Origin of the sequence: Polynucleobacter sp. P1-05-14 (assembly GCF_018881675.1) — a bacterium.
GTDB lineage: Bacteria > Pseudomonadota > Gammaproteobacteria > Burkholderiales > Burkholderiaceae > Polynucleobacter.
Genome location: NZ_JACVPV010000029.1, coordinates 195184 through 213534, shown reverse-complemented (window position 1 = coordinate 213534; position 18351 = coordinate 195184). Strand labels below are relative to the sequence as shown.

Annotated in this window: 15 protein-coding genes and 1 pseudogene; 15 read left to right on the top strand and 1 reads right to left on the bottom strand. The window is 46.6% G+C overall.

Translation table 11 applies throughout. The annotated features are described in order from the left end of the window. The first annotated feature begins 3 nt into the window (after positions 1–3). The 8 genes and pseudogenes from ICN37_RS09515 (at position 4) to ICN37_RS09480 (ending at position 9457) form a co-directional block, all read left to right on the top strand. Positions 4–1263, top strand: coding sequence for an efflux RND transporter periplasmic adaptor subunit (locus ICN37_RS09515; RefSeq protein WP_216157030.1), 1260 nt, complete (start codon positions 4–6; stop codon positions 1261–1263). Then, positions 1264–4341, top strand: coding sequence for an efflux RND transporter permease subunit (locus ICN37_RS09510; RefSeq protein WP_216157028.1), 3078 nt, complete (start codon positions 1264–1266; stop codon positions 4339–4341). Positions 4342–4343: 2 nt separating this feature from the next. Then, positions 4344–5129 (top strand): 5'/3'-nucleotidase SurE, encoded by a 786-nt coding sequence (gene surE, locus ICN37_RS09505; RefSeq protein WP_216157025.1) that lies wholly within the window; start codon positions 4344–4346, stop codon positions 5127–5129. Between the two features lie 29 nt (positions 5130–5158). Beyond that, positions 5159–5782, top strand: a pseudogene (locus ICN37_RS09500) (protein-L-isoaspartate(D-aspartate) O-methyltransferase); the annotation flags it as partial. A 37-nt stretch (positions 5783–5819) separates the two neighbouring features. Continuing rightward, positions 5820–6581, top strand: coding sequence for a peptidoglycan DD-metalloendopeptidase family protein (locus tag ICN37_RS09495; protein WP_216157023.1), 762 nt, complete (start codon positions 5820–5822; stop codon positions 6579–6581). Between the two features lie 24 nt (positions 6582–6605). Next, the gene (locus ICN37_RS09490; protein ID WP_216157020.1) at positions 6606–7427 is read left to right on the top strand and encodes a 3'-5' exonuclease; all 822 of its coding nucleotides are present in this window, start codon (positions 6606–6608) and stop codon (positions 7425–7427) included. Beyond that, positions 7420–8847, top strand: coding sequence for a 23S rRNA (uracil(1939)-C(5))-methyltransferase RlmD (gene rlmD / locus ICN37_RS09485; RefSeq protein ID WP_216157017.1), 1428 nt, complete (start codon positions 7420–7422; stop codon positions 8845–8847). Before ICN37_RS09490 ends, rlmD begins: the two co-directional genes overlap by 8 nt. A gap of 55 nt (positions 8848–8902) precedes the next feature. After that, positions 8903–9457: an outer membrane protein gene (locus ICN37_RS09480; protein ID WP_216157015.1), complete on the top strand. Its 555-nt coding sequence runs from the start codon at positions 8903–8905 to the stop codon at positions 9455–9457. 356 nt (positions 9458–9813) lie between these two features. Here ICN37_RS09480 and ICN37_RS09475 read toward each other — a convergent pair whose 3' ends face one another. Continuing rightward, complete coding sequence (locus ICN37_RS09475; protein WP_216157012.1) at positions 9814–10515, bottom strand: Bax inhibitor-1 family protein; 702 nt, start codon at positions 10513–10515, stop codon at positions 9814–9816. A 260-nt stretch (positions 10516–10775) separates the two neighbouring features. Here ICN37_RS09475 and ndk point away from each other — a divergent pair, with 260 nt between their 5' ends. The 7 genes from ndk to der are packed head-to-tail and all read left to right on the top strand — an operon-like array spanning position 10776 to position 18349. Further along, entirely contained in the window at positions 10776–11201 is a 426-nt protein-coding gene (gene ndk, locus ICN37_RS09470; protein ID WP_216157009.1) for a nucleoside-diphosphate kinase, read from the top strand. Positions 11202–11247: 46 nt separating this feature from the next. Beyond that, on the top strand, positions 11248–12480 hold the full coding sequence (rlmN, locus tag ICN37_RS09465) for a 23S rRNA (adenine(2503)-C(2))-methyltransferase RlmN (RefSeq protein ID WP_215321836.1): 1233 nt from the start codon (positions 11248–11250) through the stop codon (positions 12478–12480). Positions 12481–12508: 28 nt separating this feature from the next. Continuing rightward, positions 12509–13777: a flavodoxin-dependent (E)-4-hydroxy-3-methylbut-2-enyl-diphosphate synthase gene (gene ispG / locus ICN37_RS09460; RefSeq protein ID WP_216157006.1), complete on the top strand. Its 1269-nt coding sequence runs from the start codon at positions 12509–12511 to the stop codon at positions 13775–13777. A gap of 17 nt (positions 13778–13794) precedes the next feature. Further along, positions 13795–15123, top strand: coding sequence for a histidine--tRNA ligase (gene hisS / locus ICN37_RS09455; protein ID WP_216157004.1), 1329 nt, complete (start codon positions 13795–13797; stop codon positions 15121–15123). Positions 15124–15171: 48 nt separating this feature from the next. Further along, positions 15172–15831, top strand: coding sequence for a tetratricopeptide repeat protein (locus ICN37_RS09450; RefSeq protein ID WP_215321839.1), 660 nt, complete (start codon positions 15172–15174; stop codon positions 15829–15831). Then, the gene (bamB, locus tag ICN37_RS09445) at positions 15831–16988 is read left to right on the top strand and encodes an outer membrane protein assembly factor BamB (RefSeq protein ID WP_216157001.1); all 1158 of its coding nucleotides are present in this window, start codon (positions 15831–15833) and stop codon (positions 16986–16988) included. Before ICN37_RS09450 ends, bamB begins: the two co-directional genes overlap by 1 nt. After that, entirely contained in the window at positions 16985–18349 is a 1365-nt protein-coding gene (gene der / locus ICN37_RS09440) for a ribosome biogenesis GTPase Der (RefSeq protein WP_072582172.1), read from the top strand. The genes bamB and der overlap by 4 nt, the downstream gene beginning before the upstream one ends. Positions 18350–18351 lie beyond the last annotated feature (2 nt).

Genomic DNA, 18351 nt, shown 5'->3' with positions numbered 1-18351 from the left:
GTTTTGAAGCATAAACTGATTGCCATTTACCAGCGAGCTCTTGCAGAAGCGCATAAGCTAAAAGATCAATTTGTAGCGCGCATTGATGCGAATACAAATAATATCCATCGCTCCTATTGGGCGCTACCACCGGAGACGCGCGCTCGACTGCGTTTAGTGATCATTTGTATTTCAATTTTGATGCTGGGCATTGTGATAGGGCTATTTGTTAATGTGAACCGTCCAGTCAAGCTTGAAAAAAATGATAAGTCATTAAAGGTAGAGTCGTCTGGTGCGATGGAGTTAAAGCTCCCAGGTCTCAATTTAAATCCAGATGTTTATGTATTTACCGAGGCCATTAAATCGGATGTTCCAGTTGAGTTAGCTATGCCTGGTCGCTTGACGTTTAATGCTGAAAAATCGAAAGTGCTCTCGGCTCGAGCTGCTGGACGGGTTGAGCGGATTGACGCCTTTGATGGTGCGCAAGTAAAAGTGGGCTCTCCTGTTTTGGAGATGTATAGCCCAGATTTTATTTCTGCTCAGCAAGAATATCTACTGTCCTCTAAGACTACGAAGATTCTAGAGAATAATAAAGCGATCGGTGATTTATTGTCGGATTCTCGTATTACACAAGAGGCTGCTGCCAACCGCATTCGTAATTTAGGTGCCGGTGATGGCGACATTCATTTCCTAGAAAAGACTGGTAAAACGCAAACCAACTTAGTGGTGCGATCACCAATTGATGGCGTGGTAGTGAAGCGTGCAGTAGAGCCTGGTGCTTTTGCCAACATTGGCGATGTTTTGGCCACCTTGGCGGATCCGAAGGCCTTATGGTTCTTGGGTAATGTATACGAGCAAGATATTGCCAAGATTCAAAAAGGTCAAACCATTATTTTGCGTACTGAAGCCTATCCAGACAAAGTATTCACTGCTAAAACTAATTTTATTGCGCCCACTATTGATCCGGATACCAGGGCCTTAGTGATTCGTTGTGATGTTGATAATTCCGATGGTTTATTGCGTCCGGATATGTTTGCTTCAGGCAAGCTACAGGTTGGCTCATCGCAGGCTGTCGTTTTGCCACAGACTGCTATTGTGCGGGTTCGCGAGATGCGTTATGTCATTATCAGAACGGCCCCGGATACTTTTAGACGTTTTGTGGTGAAAGGTTTCGATCTTGATGGCAAACAATTTGCGGTGACCGAAGGTGTTGAGCCTGGTATGCAAGTATTAACGGATGGCGCGGTCTTGTTAAATGATCGTTTTGCGAAGCAGGAGGAGTAATTGAGTTTCGCAACGAACTTTCTAAGGAGCGTTTTAGATAAACGTGTTCTCATCCTCTTCGCTTCTTTTGTTTTATTGTGTATGGGCGGATATAGTCTCAAGCAATTGCCTATTCAGCCTTACCCTGGTGTAGCGCCGCTCACCATCCAAGCGATCTCCCAATGGCCTGGAAGAAGTACAACCGAAGTAGAGCAGCAGGTGACTATTCCAGTAGAAAATGCACTCGCTGGCATTCCCGGAGTTAAGGCATTCCGCTCGGTATCTCTCTTTGGTCTTTCTGTTGTCACGCTCAAATTTAATGACAACGCAGATCCTTTTAAAGTACGCCAAATCTTTATTTCCAACTTGGGAAATGTGACTTTCCCCCCGGGCGTGAGTTCAAGTGTGAGTCCTGATTCGGATGCTACTGGCGAGATCTTGCGTTACCAAGTTAAGTCTGACTATGCGTCTCCAACCCGACTAAAGACTTTGCAGAACTATGAGATCTATAAAGAGCTCAAACAAACACCGGGAATCGCAGACGTTTCTTCCTTTGGGGGGAAGGTACGGCAGTACAACGTGATTGTTCGCCCAGAGAGCCTGCAATCTAAAAATATTACTGTGGCGCAGCTAATTGATGCCTTAACAAAGGCTAATGACAATACTGGCGGCGGTGTTTTGCCAAGTGGTGAACAGCAGTTTGTTGTACGCGGTGTCGGCTTGCTAAAGAATTTAGATGATATTAGGCGCGTAGTGATTGCTGTTAATAATGGCGTGCCCGTTCGTATTGGTGATGTAGCAACGGTAGAAATTGGCAATGCACCACGTTTGGGCTTGTTCCAGTTTGACGAAAATCCTGACTCAGTAGAAGGAATCGTCTATTTGCGTCGCGGCGAGAATGCCTCCGAAGTCTTGGCGCGAGTGCGTGAAAAAATTACCACAATCAATGCCCATGTATTGCCTCCTGGCATTGAAGTCAAGCCATTCTATGATCGTCAGGTGCTATTAGATATTACTGTCGGCACAGTAAAGCATACGATGTTCTTTGGCATCTCTATGGTCTTGATATTGCTGTATATCTTCTTAGGAAATTTTAGGGCCGCTGCAGTAGTTGCAGTTGTCATTCCGCTGGCACTGTGTTTCTCTTTCATCATGATGTACGTGTTTAACGTACCAGCTAATCTAATTTCTTTAGGGGCCATTGACTTTGGCGTGATTGTAGATGCCGCAGTGATCATCACTGAAAACGTTATGCGCCATCTAGAAGATGGCGGAAAACGCTTAAACCAAAGCATTATTTTGGCCACTGCCGAAGTACAAAGGGCCATGGTGTATTCCACCAGCATCATTATTGTTGCTTATTCCCCCTTATTTTTAATGGGTGGAGTTGAGGGAATTATTTTTAAGCCCATGGCCTTCACCATGGGCTTTGCGTTAATTGCCTCGATTATTTTGAGTCTGACATTCTTGCCGGCGGCGATTTCATATTCGTTTGGTGAAAACTTCCACCATGAGCCACCAAAATTTATCACTTGGATACTCAGTCGCTATAAGCCATTACTTAGACGTCTCATGGATCATCCTCGGCATGTAATTACGATATCTATTTTGGTGTTGGGGATTACTTTAATAAGCGCTACCCGTTTGGGTACGGCATTCTTGCCTACTCTTGAGGAAAACAATATTTGGTTGCGGGTTGTCTTGCCCAATACAGTAGATTTGGACTATTCCATTAGCATAGCCAATCAGCTGCGAGAAACCTTTACAAGGCAGCCTGAGATAGACCATGTTGCCGCCCAAATTGGGCGCCCTGATGATGGTACTGACTCTACCGGGGTATTTAATCAAGAGTATGGTTTGTATCTGAAATCCCCAGAAGCGATGCCTAAGGGCACCACAAAAGCCGACCTCTTGAAACGTTTACAGGGTGAGCTCAATCGTATTCCTGGAGTTTCCTTTAGCTTCTCTCAATATATTCAAGACAACGTGAATGAGGCTTTGTCGGGTGTCAAGGGTGAGAACTCGGTAAAGATTTTTGGTACCGATCTGAATATTCTGAATACTAAAGCTCATGAAGTTATTGATCAGCTTAAAAAAGTACGCGGTATTGAGGACGAAAGTATTTTGAGGGAGCTTGGTCAGCCAACCTTGAATATTCAAATCGATCGTGAGCGAGCGGCGCGATATGGTGTAAATGTCGGAGATGTTCAGACTGTAGTGGCGAATGCCATTGGTGGGGCACCAGTTAGTAATTTCTTGGAAGATGAAAAAACTTTTGGTATTGCGGTGCGTTTAAATGAGTCAAGCCGAAACGATTTACCCGATATTGCTAATTTACTGATTGATACCCCTTCAGGTGCCAGGGTACCTTTGGGTATGGTTGCCAATGTTGAATTAACTGATGGCCCATTCTTTATTTACCGCGAAGCTGGGAAACGCTATATTGCTGTGATTTTTAGTGTGCGTGATCGTGATCTTGGGAGTGCCGTAGAGGATGCTAAATATTTAGTGGAGAAGAATGTGGCATTACCTGCCAATTACTCTATTGCATGGGATGGCCAATTCAATCAAATGAAGGCTGCACAACAAAAGCTCATGGTCATCATTCCATTGACGCTCGTTGCCATTTTCTTATTGCTTGTAACTGCCTTGGGTAATTTCCGCGATGCAGTGATTGTTTTGATCAACGTTCCATTCGCTGCTATTGGTGGCATCATTGCTTTGCATCTTGGTGGCGAGACCTTGAGTATTTCTGCTTTGTTTGGATTCTTATCGCTCTTTGGTATTGCAATCCAAGATGGTGTGATTTTGATCTCTTATATTAATAAGACCGTAGCTGAAGAGCATGGCGCCATGAAAGATGCGATGGTAGATGGTGCTGCATTGCGTGTTCGCCCTGTGCTAATGACAGCAATGTTGGCTGGCTTAGGTCTTCTACCTGCAGCTTTGTCCCATTCGATCGGTTCCGAGGCGCAACGTCCGTTGGCTCTTGTGATTGTGGGCGGCATGGTAACCACTACGATTTTAACTTTACTAGTTTTGCCAGTGATCTACGCAGCAATGAGAGCGCGTGGCACACGTAAACAGGGGCTTGTTTAATCATGTCAAAACAACCGCATATCTTGGTTTCAAATGATGATGGCTATTTGGCTCCTGGCTTATTAGCCTTAGTAAATGCGGTACGTCCATTAGGGCGAATTACTGTGATTGCTCCAGAACAAAATCACAGCGGGGCTTCAAACTCCTTGACGCTCTCTAGACCACTCTCGATTCATCGAGTAGCTGGCGGTGAGCGTGACGGTTTTTTCTTTATCAACGGTACGCCAACAGATTGTGTGCACGTTGCCATGACTGGATTTTTGGATGAGAAACCTGACCTAGTGATCTCTGGCATCAATCAAGGCGAGAACATGGGTGAAGATACGCTTTACTCTGGCACAGTTGCTGCTGCAGTTGAGGGCGTGATGTTTGGTGTACCAGGCATCGCTTTCTCACAAATTGATCGTGGGTGGAATCGTATTGAAGATGCCGCTAAAGCAGCGCATGATTTAGTAGCCCAAATGCTGGTTTCTGCCTTGGCTCGTACTGAGGGTGCGGCAACACTACTGAACGTCAACATCCCTAATCGTCCTTATGCTGATTTATATCGCTGGCGTGTAACCCGTCTCGGTAATCGTCATCACTCACAACCAGTAGTCGTGCAAGACAGTCCACGTGGCGAGAAGATCTACTGGATTGGCGCCGCAGGCGATGTCAAAGAGGGCTCTGAAGGTACTGACTTTCATGCAATTGCTGAAGGATGTATCTCGATTACGCCAATGCAACTTGATTTAACGCACCATGCTCGTTTAGCGGCAATGCGCGCAAATGGCTGGGACCGCGGTTGAAGGCTCCGACCGAACGCTTTGCTGCTTATCGGCAGGCTCTAGCAGCGAAAGTACATGCTGGGGGAGTAAAGCACGGCAAAACATTAGAGGCAATTGCCACTGTCCCACGTCATGCTTTTATGGATGCTGGATTACATGCGCAAGCCTACGAAGATACTGCGCTACCAATTGGGCATGAGCAGACCATCTCTAAACCATCAGTAGTTGCACGCATGATTGAGTTACTTCACAAGCCTAAACATAAACTTGGCAAAGTATTGGAGATTGGTACCGGTTGCGGTTACCAAGCGGCGGTACTGAGTTTATTGGCAGACGAGGTTTATTCCATAGAGCGTATTCGTCCGCTACATGACATGGCAAGAGCTAAGTTGCGCCCATTTCGCATTAACAACCTTCGTTTAATATATGGCGACGGTATTTTAGGTTTGCCTCAGGCTGCTCCATTTGATGGGATTATTTTGGCTGCAGCTGGCTTGGGTATTCCGGATGCCTTGCTAGATCAGTTATCGATAGGTGGACGCTTGGTAGCCCCAGTCGTCAAGAATGACAAAGAGCAGCAGCTGGTAATGGTTGAAAGAATGAGTTCCCAGCGCTATCAAAGAACTGTACTGGACGGGGTCTTTTTTGTACCCTTACAATCAGGGGTAGTATGAGATTTATGATGAATTCACCAATTCAGAACCCAATTTAATGTCATCCACTTTATTGAAGCTTTTCCTCGCCGCGCTCATGTCCTCATCTTTGATGTTGATGGTTGGATGTTCTACACCTCGCACTAAGCCTGCTAGCGTGACTGATCGTAGCGGTGGCTCAACTGAGCCTGCGCCCCCTGGTTACTATCGCGTTAAAAAAGGTGACACCTTGGCGCGCATTGCTTTGGACCATGGTCAGGCACCGCGTGATGTGGTGCAGTGGAACAAGGCAGCCAATCCTAGCTTTAATCCCAACGTGATTGAGGTCGGTGACTTGATCATGGTTAAAGCACCAGCGGGAACTAAGCCCGCAAAAGTGGCTGAGAAAAAACCTGCAGCGGATAAAGCAGATTCAGTAGCCTCCACTCCTGAGTCAGCGAAAAACGAGGTAGTTGCTGAGCCAGGTATTCGTTTATCTTGGCCTGCAAAAGGCAAGGTTACTGGTGAGTTCAGTGAGACCAATAAAGGGATTGATATTGCCGGCAAGGTCGGCGAGCCAGTTCTTGCCGCCTCTGATGGCAAAGTAGTCTACGCAGGTAATAGTTTGCGTGGCTATGGCAACCTTGTGATTGTTAAGCACGATAATACCTATCTCACTGCTTATGCCCACAACAGTAAGCTCTTGGTAAAAGAGGGTGATGCTGTTCGTAAGGGTCAGAAGATTGCTGAGATGGGCGATACAGACACTACTGCAGCAAAGCTGCATTTCGAGTTACGCGTTAACGGCAAACCTGTTAATCCAACGCCGTACTTGCAGTAATGTTGTTCGTCTAAGGTAGGCGTCATGGCGACCGTTCTTGTCTTTGATATTGAAACCATTCCAGATGTCTCTGGATTACGTCGTCTGGAGAATTTTCCAGACTCCATGAGTGATGCCGAGGTTGCTAGCAAAGTGATGGCTGAGCGCGCAGAAAAGACCGGTAGTGAATTTCTACCCTTGTTTCTGCAAAAGATTGTTGCCATCTCTTGCGTGATTCGCAGAACTACTAAAGAGGGCTTGCCACAAATTAAAGTTGGCACTCTAGGCACTCCGCAGGATGATGAGAAGGTCCTAATACAAGCCTTCTTTGATCTCATCGAAAAATACACCCCTCAACTCGTTTCTTGGAATGGCAGCGGCTTTGATTTACCCGTGTTGCACTATCGCGCATTAGCGAATCATGTGCAAGCTCCCCGCTACTGGGAGATGGGTGAGAGCCAGGATTCTGATAGCCGAGAATTTAAGTGGAATAACTACATCAGTCGTTATCACATGCGTCATCTTGACATGATGGATCTGTTGGCTAAATTCAATGGTCGTGCGAATGCCCCTTTAGATGGGTTGGCAAAGCTATGTGGTTTCCCGGGCAAGATGGGTATGGACGGCAGCCAAGTATGGCCCGCGTATCAAGATGGCAAGATTAATGACATCCGCCGTTACTGCGAGACCGACGTGGTCAATACCTATCTCATGTACTGCCGCTTTCAATTGCTGCGTGGCGGCTTTTCTCAAGCTGAATATCAAGAGGAAATTGAATTCGTAAAGGCTTATTTAGAAAAAGAATCTAAAGAGCCTAACGGTGGTCAGTGGCAAGAATATCTCCAAGGTTTTTCTGCGAATGCGTAGAGGTGATAAGCCAGTCAATATTGAGGTGACTGAGCCAATTAAAGTCGAAGCACTGGATTTGGATGCCCAGGGGATTGCACGCCTAGCCCCCAATGAGGAGGAGGTCGCCCAAGGTCAAAGCGGTAAGGTGATCTTTATTAAGGGTGCGCTGCCAACCGAGTTAGTCACTTACACTATCACCAGTGATAAAGCGCGCTTTAGTAAGGCTAAAGTACGCGACATTCTGAAACCCGCCGTATTTAGGGTGGAGCCTAAGTGCAAAGCCTTTGGTGTGTGTGGTGGCTGCACCATGCAGCATCTAGATATACGAGCGCAAGTGGCTATCAAGCAGCGTGTACTTGAGGATGACTTGCAACATATTGCCAAGGTAAGGCCTGAAGAAATTCTGCGCCCGATGGGTGGCCCTACTTGGGAATATCGTCACCGCGCACGTTTAAGTGCTGTCAATCGCTCCATTAAAAAAGGTACCGTACTGATTGGTTTTCATGAGGGTAAGAGCGGCTATGTAGCTGACATGCTGGCTTGTGAAATTTTGCCCAAGCATGTATCGGATTTATTGCCAGAAATGCGTAAGCTAGTGATGGGTTTATCAATCGTTGACCGCATGCCGCAGATTGAGATTGCGGTTGGCGAGCCGGAAGATGCCTTATCGGATGATCCTAAGAAATCAAAACCAGTCACTGCTTTAGTGTTTCGGAATCTCAAGTCTTTAACTGCAGATGACGAGCAACTTCTGCGAGCTTTTGCGGATCAGCACCAGGTTTGGATATGGCTCCAGCCTAAGGGGATTGAGACTGTGGCGCCGTTTTATCCTGAGACCGGCAAGCTTTGTTATCGGCTGCCTGAGTTTGAGGTCGAGATGCCATTTAAGCCTGCAGATTTCACACAGGTAAATCATATGATGAATCGTGCCTTAGTCAGTAGGGCGATTCGATTGCTTGAAGTCAAAGAAACAGATCGAGTATTGGATTTGTTTTGCGGTATTGGCAACTTCACATTGCCGCTTGCTAGAAAAGCAAAACAGGTCCTAGGGATCGAGGGTTTAGAGAGTTTGACGACTCGAGCTAAAGCCAATGCAGAGCATAACGGACTCGTTGATAAGGCCAGCTTTATGCAAAGCGATTTATTCCAAGTTACAACAGAAACAATTGCATCGTGGGGCAAAGCAGAGCGTTGGTTAATGGATCCGCCGCGCGAGGGTGCGATGGAGATTTGTAAAGCGCTTGCAGAGTTGCATATTGCGCAAAGTGAATTATTGCCACAACGAATTGTTTACGTATCCTGTAATCCCAAAACTTTGGCGAGGGATGTAGAGATCTTGTGCCATCAGGCAGGCTACAAATTAAGTAGTGCGGGCATTATTAATATGTTCCCCCACACCTCCCACGTGGAGTCTATGGCTGTTTTTGATAAAGCCTAGCCTTTTGATATAGTAGCCAGTAATATATAAAAATAAGTATCAAGGGGGTAGTTGCATGAAAAAAATAGCAATTTTGCTATGGGCTCTTTCTGCGCCTATTGCTTATGGTCAATCGCAAAACTTTGAAGGTTTTGGTTTGTCTGTGGACTACGCATTAAATTCTATTACTGATGTTTCAACACCTGGCGGCTCACAAACTAGTCGAAGCGGAATTCCCAGTATTACTGCTGACGCATACAAGGCTATAAATAATCAATGGCTAGTTGGCGCCTATGGTAGTTATGATTTGGCTACAACGGATACTGCGGGCTCTGATCCTGATGCACAGCACCCCATCGAAGCAGGCGGAAAAGTAGCTTATGCGTTTACTGAAAATTTATTGGGCTATATCAAGCTTGGATGGTCTTGGTCGAAGTACTCATCACCCGGTTACTATCAATGGTTGAATGGACCTAGTTACGGAATTGGTGCCGAATACCTGCTCACCAAGCATCTCTTTACTAGAGTAGAGGTATCGCAACAAAACTATAAAACCATTCAATGGAACGATGGCTCAACCGACAAGGTTAATATCAATTCCTATGGCGTTTCTTTGGGTTGGCGCTTCTAAACTTTCATTCTCGAGTGTTCCTGATGCTTAATAATTGCACCAAAAGGGCGCTAAATTAGTGCATCAAGCCTATTGATGGTGCGGCATTCTCAAAACCACTGTCTTATAGAAGAGTAGATTGAGCTTGTGCAGTAATGTATTGCTGCCCAACTTTTTATCTTCGGGAGAGCGTCATGAAAGCCTCAGATAGTTTTGCAATCCTATTGATTTTGGTTGCGCTATCCTTTGCTGTGAGCATGTTTGTAGCGACTTAATTATTTAGCTAAACAAACAGACTAAATAGCAGCAGTAAAAAAGGCGCCCGCAGGCGCCTGATGAGAACAACACACTAAAGTTTTAGCGTGTCTTAATTTCCCTTAATCTCGATTACCACCAACAATACCCAAGAGGGCAAGTAAGTTAGTGAAGACGTTGTATACATCTAAATAAATAGCCAAAGTAGCCATGATGTAGTTTGTCTCGCCGCCATTGATAACGCGTTGCACGTCAACCAATATAAAGACAGAAAAGATGGCAATGGCTAGCACCATCACAGTCAACATTAACGCCGGTAATTGCAGCCAGATATTTGCCAATGAGGCAACGATCAAGAGAAGCACCCCAACCATCAAGAATTTGCCTAGGCCAGAGAAATCACTCTTACTCACTGTTGCAATGGTTGCCATGGTTGCGAAGATTGCAGCTGTACCGCCAAATGACAACATGATCAATGTCGCGCCGTTGCTGTAGCTATTGAGCGTGAAGCCAATCAAGCGGGACATCATGATGCCCATGAAGAAAGTGAAGCCCAGGAGCAAGAGAACACCAACGCCGGAATCTTTATTCTTCTCAATTACCCAGAAGAAGCCAAAGGCTACCGCCATGAAGACGATGAAGCCAATAAAGGGGCTGCCCGAGAACAGGCTTAGACCCATAGCAACTCCAAGCCAGGCGCCAATTACAGTTGGAATCATGGAGAGCGCCAAAAGGGCGTAAGTATTACGGAGAACGCGGTTGCGCACCTGGACATTGCTAATTGAGCCGGTTTGGCCAAAGCCGTAAGAGTTCAGATCACTCATATTGACTCCTTCTTTTTCGTAGTTGATACAAGAGCCCATGAAGGGCTGTTGAGGATAAGTATAGACAAAACACCCTAATTTCAAGCCCCCACAGAAAAGACCTACAAATTAAAGGCTTATGCCCTGTAAATTCAAGGGCTTAGCCCTACAGGCATAGGGGTAAATACGGTCAGGCAATGTATAATTCGGGGGTCGCTGGAGTGGGGTGACTTATTCACCCCGCCTAGCAAATACCTTTGAAATCACTATTGGAGTCTTGCATGGCAATTGAACGCACCCTTTCTATTATCAAACCTGATGCTGTTGCTAAAAACGTCATCGGCAAAATTTATGACCGTTTTGAATCTGCTGGTTTGAAGATCATTGCTTCCAGAATGGCGCATTTGTCACAAAATGAAGCTGAGCAGTTCTATGGCGTTCATAAAGACCGTCCTTTCTTCAAAGATTTGGTGAGCTTCATGATTTCTGGTCCTGTGATGATTCAAGTATTGCATGGCGAAGGTGCTATTGCTAAGAATCGTGACTTGATGGGCGCGACTGATCCGAAGAAGGCAGAAAAAGGCACAATCCGTGCTGACTTTGCTGACAGCATTGATGCAAATGCGGTTCACGGTTCTGATGCTCCTGAAACAGCTGCTGTGGAAGTTGCATTCTTCTTCCCTGGCATGAATGTTTTCAATCGTTAATCAACGATTGCTAACGAACAACCTATTTAATATATAAGTAGGCGCATTGACCTCCCCGCGCGTAAATCTCTTAGATTTTGACGCTGACCAAATGGCAGCGTATGTCGCGGGGTTGAATGAAAAGCCCTTTAGGGCAAAGCAACTCATGCAGTGGATACACCAACGCGGTGTAGCTGACATTAACGACATGAGTGATTTAGCAAAAAGCTTTAGAGCAACTTTGCTAGATAAAGCGGAAGTACTTTCCCTCCCTGTTATCAAAGATGAGCACGCCAATGACGGCACACGCAAGTGGCTATTGGATGTGGGCGCTGGCAATGCGGTCGAGTCTGTATTTATTCCTGAGGATGATCGAGGCACCTTGTGTATCTCTTCTCAGGCGGGCTGCGCAGTCAATTGCCGTTTTTGCTCAACTGGGCACCAAGGTTTTTCACGCAATCTCACTTCCGGTGAAATCATTGGTCAACTCTGGTTTGCTGAACATCTTTTACGCAATGACCCTGAGGCTATTCGTAGAATTGAGAAGTTTCCAACGCCAGGTTGGGAACACACTGGTCGTGTGATTTCTAATGTGGTAATGATGGGCATGGGCGAGCCCTTGCTCAACTATGACAATGTGGTTTCTGCATTGCGCTTGATGCTGGATGACAGGGCGTACGGTTTATCACGCCGTCGTGTGACAGTTTCTACATCGGGTGTAGTGCCGATGATTGATCGTCTCGCACAAGATTGCCCTGTAGCATTGGCAGTTTCATTACATGCGCCTAATGACGCATTACGCGATCAATTGGTGCCACTCAATCAAAAATATCCTCTACGTGAATTGCTTGATGCGTGCGAACGTTACTTACCATTTGCGCCAAGGGATTTCTTGACCTTTGAGTATTGCATGCTCGATGGCGTGAATGACTCTGACATCCAAGCAAAAGAATTAGTGCGCTTACTTAGAAACATTAAGTGCAAAATTAATCTCATCCCATTTAATCCTTTCCCGGAGTCTGGCCTCAAGCGCTCATCAGCCCAACGCGTCAATGCTTTTGCCGGTATCCTTTTAGATGCGGGCATGGTGGCTACTGTGCGTAAGACGCGCGGTGATGACATTGCTGCCGCCTGTGGTCAGCTGGCAGGGGATGTAGTCGACCGCACCCGTGTGCGTGAACGTGCTGTTCACAATACTGAGATCGAGCTCACAGAGGTTGGGTCGGATGAAGAGTTTGATGAGGATACCAATCTGGGGCCAAACGAGCATCCCATCGAGTGGCTCAAAAAGCTTAAGTAAAAAATGAGAACCCAACCCATAGATCCTAATGAGCTCTAATCAATCATTGCCACCACTGCCGCTGGGCCCATCCCTTAAGCGTGCAACGCGTCAAGCAACCGTTGCCTGGAAAACCAACATCATTACCGTTGGTGGGGATGCACCAGTACGTGTGCAGTCAATGACTAATACCGATACTGCGGATGCGGTGGGTACTGCAATTCAGGTAAAGGAATTAGCCCGCGCTGGTTCGGAGATGGTGCGTATCACTGTCAATACTCCAGAGGCTGCTGCTGCAGTTCCCTATATTCGTGAGCAGTTGGACAAGATGGATGTCTTGGTGCCATTGATTGGCGACTTCCATTACAACGGGCATACTTTATTAAATGATTTTCCGGAGTGCGCTAAAGCCCTCTCGAAGTACCGCATCAATCCAGGCAATGTGGGTAAGGGCGCCAAGCGCGATCCACAATTCGCGCAAATGATTGAAGCCGCTTGCAAATACGACAAGCCTATTCGAATTGGTGTGAACTGGGGCAGCTTGGATCAAGAGCTTCTGGCTTCGATCATGGATGGCAATGCAGCTCTGGCAAATCCAAAAACTGCTCAAGAAGTGATGATTGAGGCTTTGATTCAGTCGGCTTTGCAGTCAGCAGAAAAAGCAGTTGAGTTTGGTATGAATCCTGATCAGATTTTGCTTTCTTGCAAAGTTAGCAATGTTCAAGATTTAGTTGCTGTGTATCGTGATCTATCTCGACGCTCTGACTATCCGCTGCATTTGGGTTTAACTGAAGCAGGCATGGGTAGCAAAGGCATTGTTTCCTCTACTGCAGCAATGAGTATTTTGTTGCAAGAAGGTATTGGCGATACGATTCGCGTTTCATTAACGCCTGATCCAGGTGCTCCTCGTGAAAATGAAGTCATCGTTGCCCAAGAAATATTACAAACCATGGGCTTGCGTAATTTCACGCCAATGGTGATTGCATGTCCAGGTTGCGGCAGAACTACTAGCACTACCTTTCAAGAGTTAGCGGCGAATATCCAGTCTTATTTGCGCCAACAAATGCCTCTTTGGAAGAAAACCCATCCTGGCGTAGAAAATATGAATGTTGCTGTAATGGGGTGCATCGTCAATGGCCCAGGCGAAAGCAAACATGCCAATATTGGTATTTCTTTACCAGGAACTGGTGAAAGCCCTGCGGCGCCAGTGTTTGTCGATGGAGTTAAAGTCAAAACGCTACGTGGTGAGAAAATTGCCGAAGAGTTTCAGGTGATCGTAGATGACTATGTTAAACAAAACTACGCTGCCAAGCTTTAACAAGAAGAATAATAAAAATGACTGACGAGAACAAGCAAACTAAAGTCCAGAAAACTCAAAAGATAAATGGCGTGCGCGGTATGAATGATTTACTGCCAGCGGATGCGGCGCAGTGGGCTCATCTTGAGCATGTATTGCGTGATTTAACTCGTGCTTACGGCTATGAGTTTTTGCGAACACCTATTGTTGAGGCAACTGCCGTATTCCAGCGTGGCATCGGTGAGGTTACCGATATTGTTGAAAAAGAAATGTATTCGTTCGAGGATCGCTTGAATGGCGAGCAACTCACCTTACGCCCTGAGGGTACTGCCGCATTAGTGCGCTCTGTAATTGAAAATAATTTGTTATACGAAGGGCCTAAGCGTCTTTGGTACACCGGACCGATGTTCCGTCATGAGCGCCCACAGCGTGGTCGCTATCGCCAGTTCCACCAGTTTGGTGTTGAGGCCTTAGGCTTTGCCGGACCTGATATTGATGCTGAAATCATTCTCATGGGTCAGCGTTTATGGGACGAGTTGGGATTGAAGGGCGTTCGTTTAGAAATGAACTCCCTAGGTCAGGCCCCTGAGTGTGCTGAACACCGCGCCGCATTGGTTACTTACTTTGAGAAAAATCAATCGCAGCTAGACGAAGATTCACAGCGTCGTCTCATTACCAATCCCTTGCGTATCTTGGATTCTAAAAATCCAGAGATGCAGGCATTGATTGAGGGCGCACCAAAATTATTGGATTTCTTGGGCGAAGAGTCGCTGAAGCATTTCAATGCGGTACAGGCATTAATTAAAGCAAATAACATCCCCTGCAAAATTAATCCTCGTTTAGTTCGTGGCCTTGATTACTACAACCTCACTGTATTTGAGTGGGTGACTGATGAATTAGGTGCTCAAGGCACTATTGCTGGCGGTGGACGCTATGACCCATTAATTGAGCGTATGGGAGGCAAAGCCGCGCCGGCTTGTGGTTGGGCGATGGGTATGGAACGGGTTCTAGAATTAATGAAGGTTTCTGGATCATTGCCAGAAGCTCAGGCTCAATGCGATATTTTTGTATTGCATCAAGGTGGCGAGACGTTGACTGCCTCCATGATCATCGCTGAACGCTTGCGGAGCGCTGGAATCGATACCATCCTGTTCTGTCCTCCTGATGGTCAATCAGCCAGCTTTAAGTCCCAAATGAAGAAGGCTGATAGTAGTGGGGCTGCCTTTGCGGTCATTATTGGACCTGATGAATTAGCCAAGAATGAGGCGCAACTCAAGGACTTGCGCGGTACGGGCGAGCAGAAGTCTGTACCCCTGGATGATGTCTTAGGTGCTGCAATTGATGCCTTGGTAGGCGCCTCCGAATAGAATTAAGCTAATACATACTAATTACCTATTAAATAAGTTTGGATTGACATGCCTTTAGATCTAGAAGAACAAGAACAATTAGACCAATTCAAAGCGTTTTGGCAAAAGTACCGCAACCTCATTACCGGTGTGGTTACGGTTGCGTTGTTTGCTTACGCCGCATACAGTGGATATCAATGGTGGCGCAATAGTCAGGCGCTCGAAGCCTCGAAGCTTTATGAAACGATGGTGGGCGCTATTGCTAAAGGTGATAAAGATCAGACTCTGCGCGCAACAGATGATTTACAAAAAGATTATGGCCGCACACCTTACGCAGCAATGTCTAGTTTGATCGCCGCACGGATCGCATCAGACGCAGGTGATACCGCGAAGGCTTTGGATTATTTGCGTTGGGCGGCAAAGAATGCATCTAATGATGGTTATCTTGGATTGGCGAAATTACGCCTAGTAACTCTATTGATTGAGCAGGGCAGTGAAAAAGATTTTGCAGAGGCTGATCAAATATTGAATGAGAAACCGATTGCTGGTTTTGAATCTTTATGGCTTGAGCGTCGTGGCGATTGGTATTTGGCGCAAAAGAAAAATGAGCAAGCTAAAGTAAGCTATCAAGATGCCTGGAAAAAATTAGACCAAGCAAAAGAATTTCCTGAAGAGGCGCGTCGCCTTCTCAAGGTTAAATTAGATGCTGTTGGAGGAGTTGCTCAGTGATGACTAAAGAAATCAAGCGTTTACCGATGCGCTTAGGCGCCGCCTTGGTATTGGGTGCCGTGGTAATTGCTTTAGCCGCATGCTCTGGTAGCTCCAGAGTAAGGAAGCCCGCTGATTTAGTGACCGTTACCAATCAATTTGATTTGCAGCCTGTATGGTCAACTAGCATTGGTTCATCTGAATCCTTTAACTTTCATCCTATTGTTGCTGGCGATGCGGTGTATGCAGCCTCTCATGGTGGTAACTTGGCAAAGATTGATTTAGCAACCGGCAATAAGGTCTGGTCAGTATCCGTTCCTGAGAATTTGTCGGTTGGCCCTGGCTCTGATGGCCGTACTACTGTTGCCGTTACCACCAAGGGGGTGGTCTACGCCTATGACGATACTGGTAAGCCGATGTGGAATGTCAGCGTTGGTAGTGAAGTATTGAGTGAGCCAGTGGTAGCCGGTGGCGTTGTCGTAGTGCGCGCGCTAGACAATCGCTTCATTGGACTGGATGCGCTAACGGGCGCTAAAAAATGGACTTATCAGCGTCAACAGGCTGCATTGTCATTGCGTGTTGGCTACGGCATGCTGGCTATTGGCAATGAAGTCATCGTTACTGGTTTCACTGGTGGGCGCTTTGGGATGATTGCTATTGCTAATGGCGGCTTAGTTTGGGAGACACCCGTTTCTTTTCCTAAGGGCTTCTCAGAGATTGAGCGCTTGAATGATGTCACCGCTAAACCAAGTATGGAAGGCGATATCCTCTGCGCAGTCTCTTATCAAGGACGTATTGGTTGCGGGCAGGCTCGTACAGGCAACCTTTTATGGTTCAAAGACTATTCAAGTTATACCGGTACCTCACAAAGCACCGACATGGTTTTCTCGGCAAACGATAAGTCTTATGTCACCGCCTTTGCAACAAAAGACGGCACTCAAGTTTGGGAAAACACGCAGCTGACATTCCGTGATGTTGGTGAGTCGCTTGCGGTAGGCAGGGTGCTACTCATGGGTGATGCTCAAGGTTATATCCATGCATTTTCACAGGCGAATGGCGAGATGGTTGCGCGTATTCGTCACGACAGTAGTCCAATCTCGGCTGCCCCCATTGCGGTAGGTGGCCTCATCTTGGTTCAATCTCAAGGTGGAAAAATAGCGGCGTACAGTCCAAAATGAATCCAGTCATCACTATCGTCGGCCGTCCTAATGTGGGAAAGTCGACTCTCTTTAATCGCTTAACGCGTTCACGTGATGCATTGGTGGCTGACTTTTCTGGCCTAACCAGAGATCGACACTACGGCAAAGGTCGTATTGGTGAGCGCGCTTTTATTTGCGTAGACACCGGTGGTTTTGAGCCAGTAGCCAAGACCGGCATTGTGGCTGAGATGGCAAAGCAGACCAAGCAAGCCGTTGCTGAATCTGACATTGTGATTTTCTTGGTTGACGGTCGTCTTGGTATGGCTCCACAAGATCGTGTCATCGCTGATTTCTTACGTAAGACTGGTCGACCCGTTATCCTCGCAGTTAATAAAACAGAAGGCATGCAGGCTGGCGTTGTCACAGCCGACTTCCATGAGCTTGGTTTAGGTGAGCCGTTCCCAATTTCTTCAGCACATGGCGATGGCGTGCGTGGCTTGATCGATGACGCATTAGATTCCCTTGGCATTGCAGAGCCAGATGAGGATGAATTGGCTAACGATCCAAATCGTCCAATGAAGATCGCCGTAGTAGGGCGACCTAACGTTGGCAAGTCAACACTGATTAACAAATTAATCGGTGAAGAGCGCGTCATTGCATTTGATATGCCAGGTACCACCCGTGATGCGATCGAAGTTCCCTTTGAGCGCAATGGCAAGCCTTACATCTTGGTTGACACTGCAGGCTTGCGTCGCCGTGGAAAAGTTTTTGAAGCGATTGAAAAGTTTTCTGTTGTTAAAACATTGCAAGCGATTGCTGACTGTAATGTGGTGATCTTGATGTTAGATGCTCAGCAAGATATTTCGGAGCAAGATGCACACATCGCTGGATTTATTGTGGAAGCTGGCCGCGCTTTAGTGGTTGCAGTGAACAAGTGGGATGGTTTGGATGCTTATGTAAAAGAGCGCGCTCGATTAGAGATTGCGCAAAAGCTACGCTTCCTCGATTTTGCAAACGTCCACCCAATCTCCGCTAAAAAGGGTACAGGCCTTAAGGAGCTCTTTAAGGATGTGGATTCTGCATATGCAGCCGCAATGGCAAAACTACCAACCCCACGCTTAACCCGTATTTTGCAAGAGGCGATTGAGCATCAACAGCCTAAACGCGTTGGTATGGGTCGTCCTAAATTGCGTTATGCCCATCAAGGGGGCATGAACCCTCCAATTGTGGTCATTCATGGTACATCCTTGAGTGGGGTGACGGATAGCTACAAGCGATACTTAGAAGGTCGCTTTAGGGATGTCTTTAAATTACGCGGTACGCCTCTGCGTATTCAGATGAATACCGCTAAAAACCCCTACGTAGAAGCGGATAAGGGTAAAAAAGGCAAAAAGCGTTAATT

Bases quoted from the DNA above. Each gene is read 5' to 3' on its own strand.
- surE (WP_216157025.1), top strand. From the start codon at position 4,344: ATGTCAAAACAACCGCATATCTTGGTTTCAAATGATGATGGCTATTTG.
- ICN37_RS09495 (WP_216157023.1), top strand. From the start codon at position 5,820: ATGTCATCCACTTTATTGAAGCTTTTCCTCGCCGCGCTCATGTCCTCA.
- ICN37_RS09490 (WP_216157020.1), top strand. From the start codon at position 6,606: ATGGCGACCGTTCTTGTCTTTGATATTGAAACCATTCCAGATGTCTCT.
- rlmD (WP_216157017.1), top strand. From the start codon at position 7,420: ATGCGTAGAGGTGATAAGCCAGTCAATATTGAGGTGACTGAGCCAATT.
- ICN37_RS09480 (WP_216157015.1), top strand. From the start codon at position 8,903: ATGAAAAAAATAGCAATTTTGCTATGGGCTCTTTCTGCGCCTATTGCT.
- ICN37_RS09475 (WP_216157012.1), bottom strand. From the start codon at position 10,515: ATGAGTGATCTGAACTCTTACGGCTTTGGCCAAACCGGCTCAATTAGC.
- ndk (WP_216157009.1), top strand. From the start codon at position 10,776: ATGGCAATTGAACGCACCCTTTCTATTATCAAACCTGATGCTGTTGCT.
- ispG (WP_216157006.1), top strand. From the start codon at position 12,509: ATGAGCTCTAATCAATCATTGCCACCACTGCCGCTGGGCCCATCCCTT.
- hisS (WP_216157004.1), top strand. From the start codon at position 13,795: ATGACTGACGAGAACAAGCAAACTAAAGTCCAGAAAACTCAAAAGATA.
- ICN37_RS09450 (WP_215321839.1), top strand. From the start codon at position 15,172: ATGCCTTTAGATCTAGAAGAACAAGAACAATTAGACCAATTCAAAGCG.
- bamB (WP_216157001.1), top strand. From the start codon at position 15,831: ATGACTAAAGAAATCAAGCGTTTACCGATGCGCTTAGGCGCCGCCTTG.
- der (WP_072582172.1), top strand. From the start codon at position 16,985: ATGAATCCAGTCATCACTATCGTCGGCCGTCCTAATGTGGGAAAGTCG.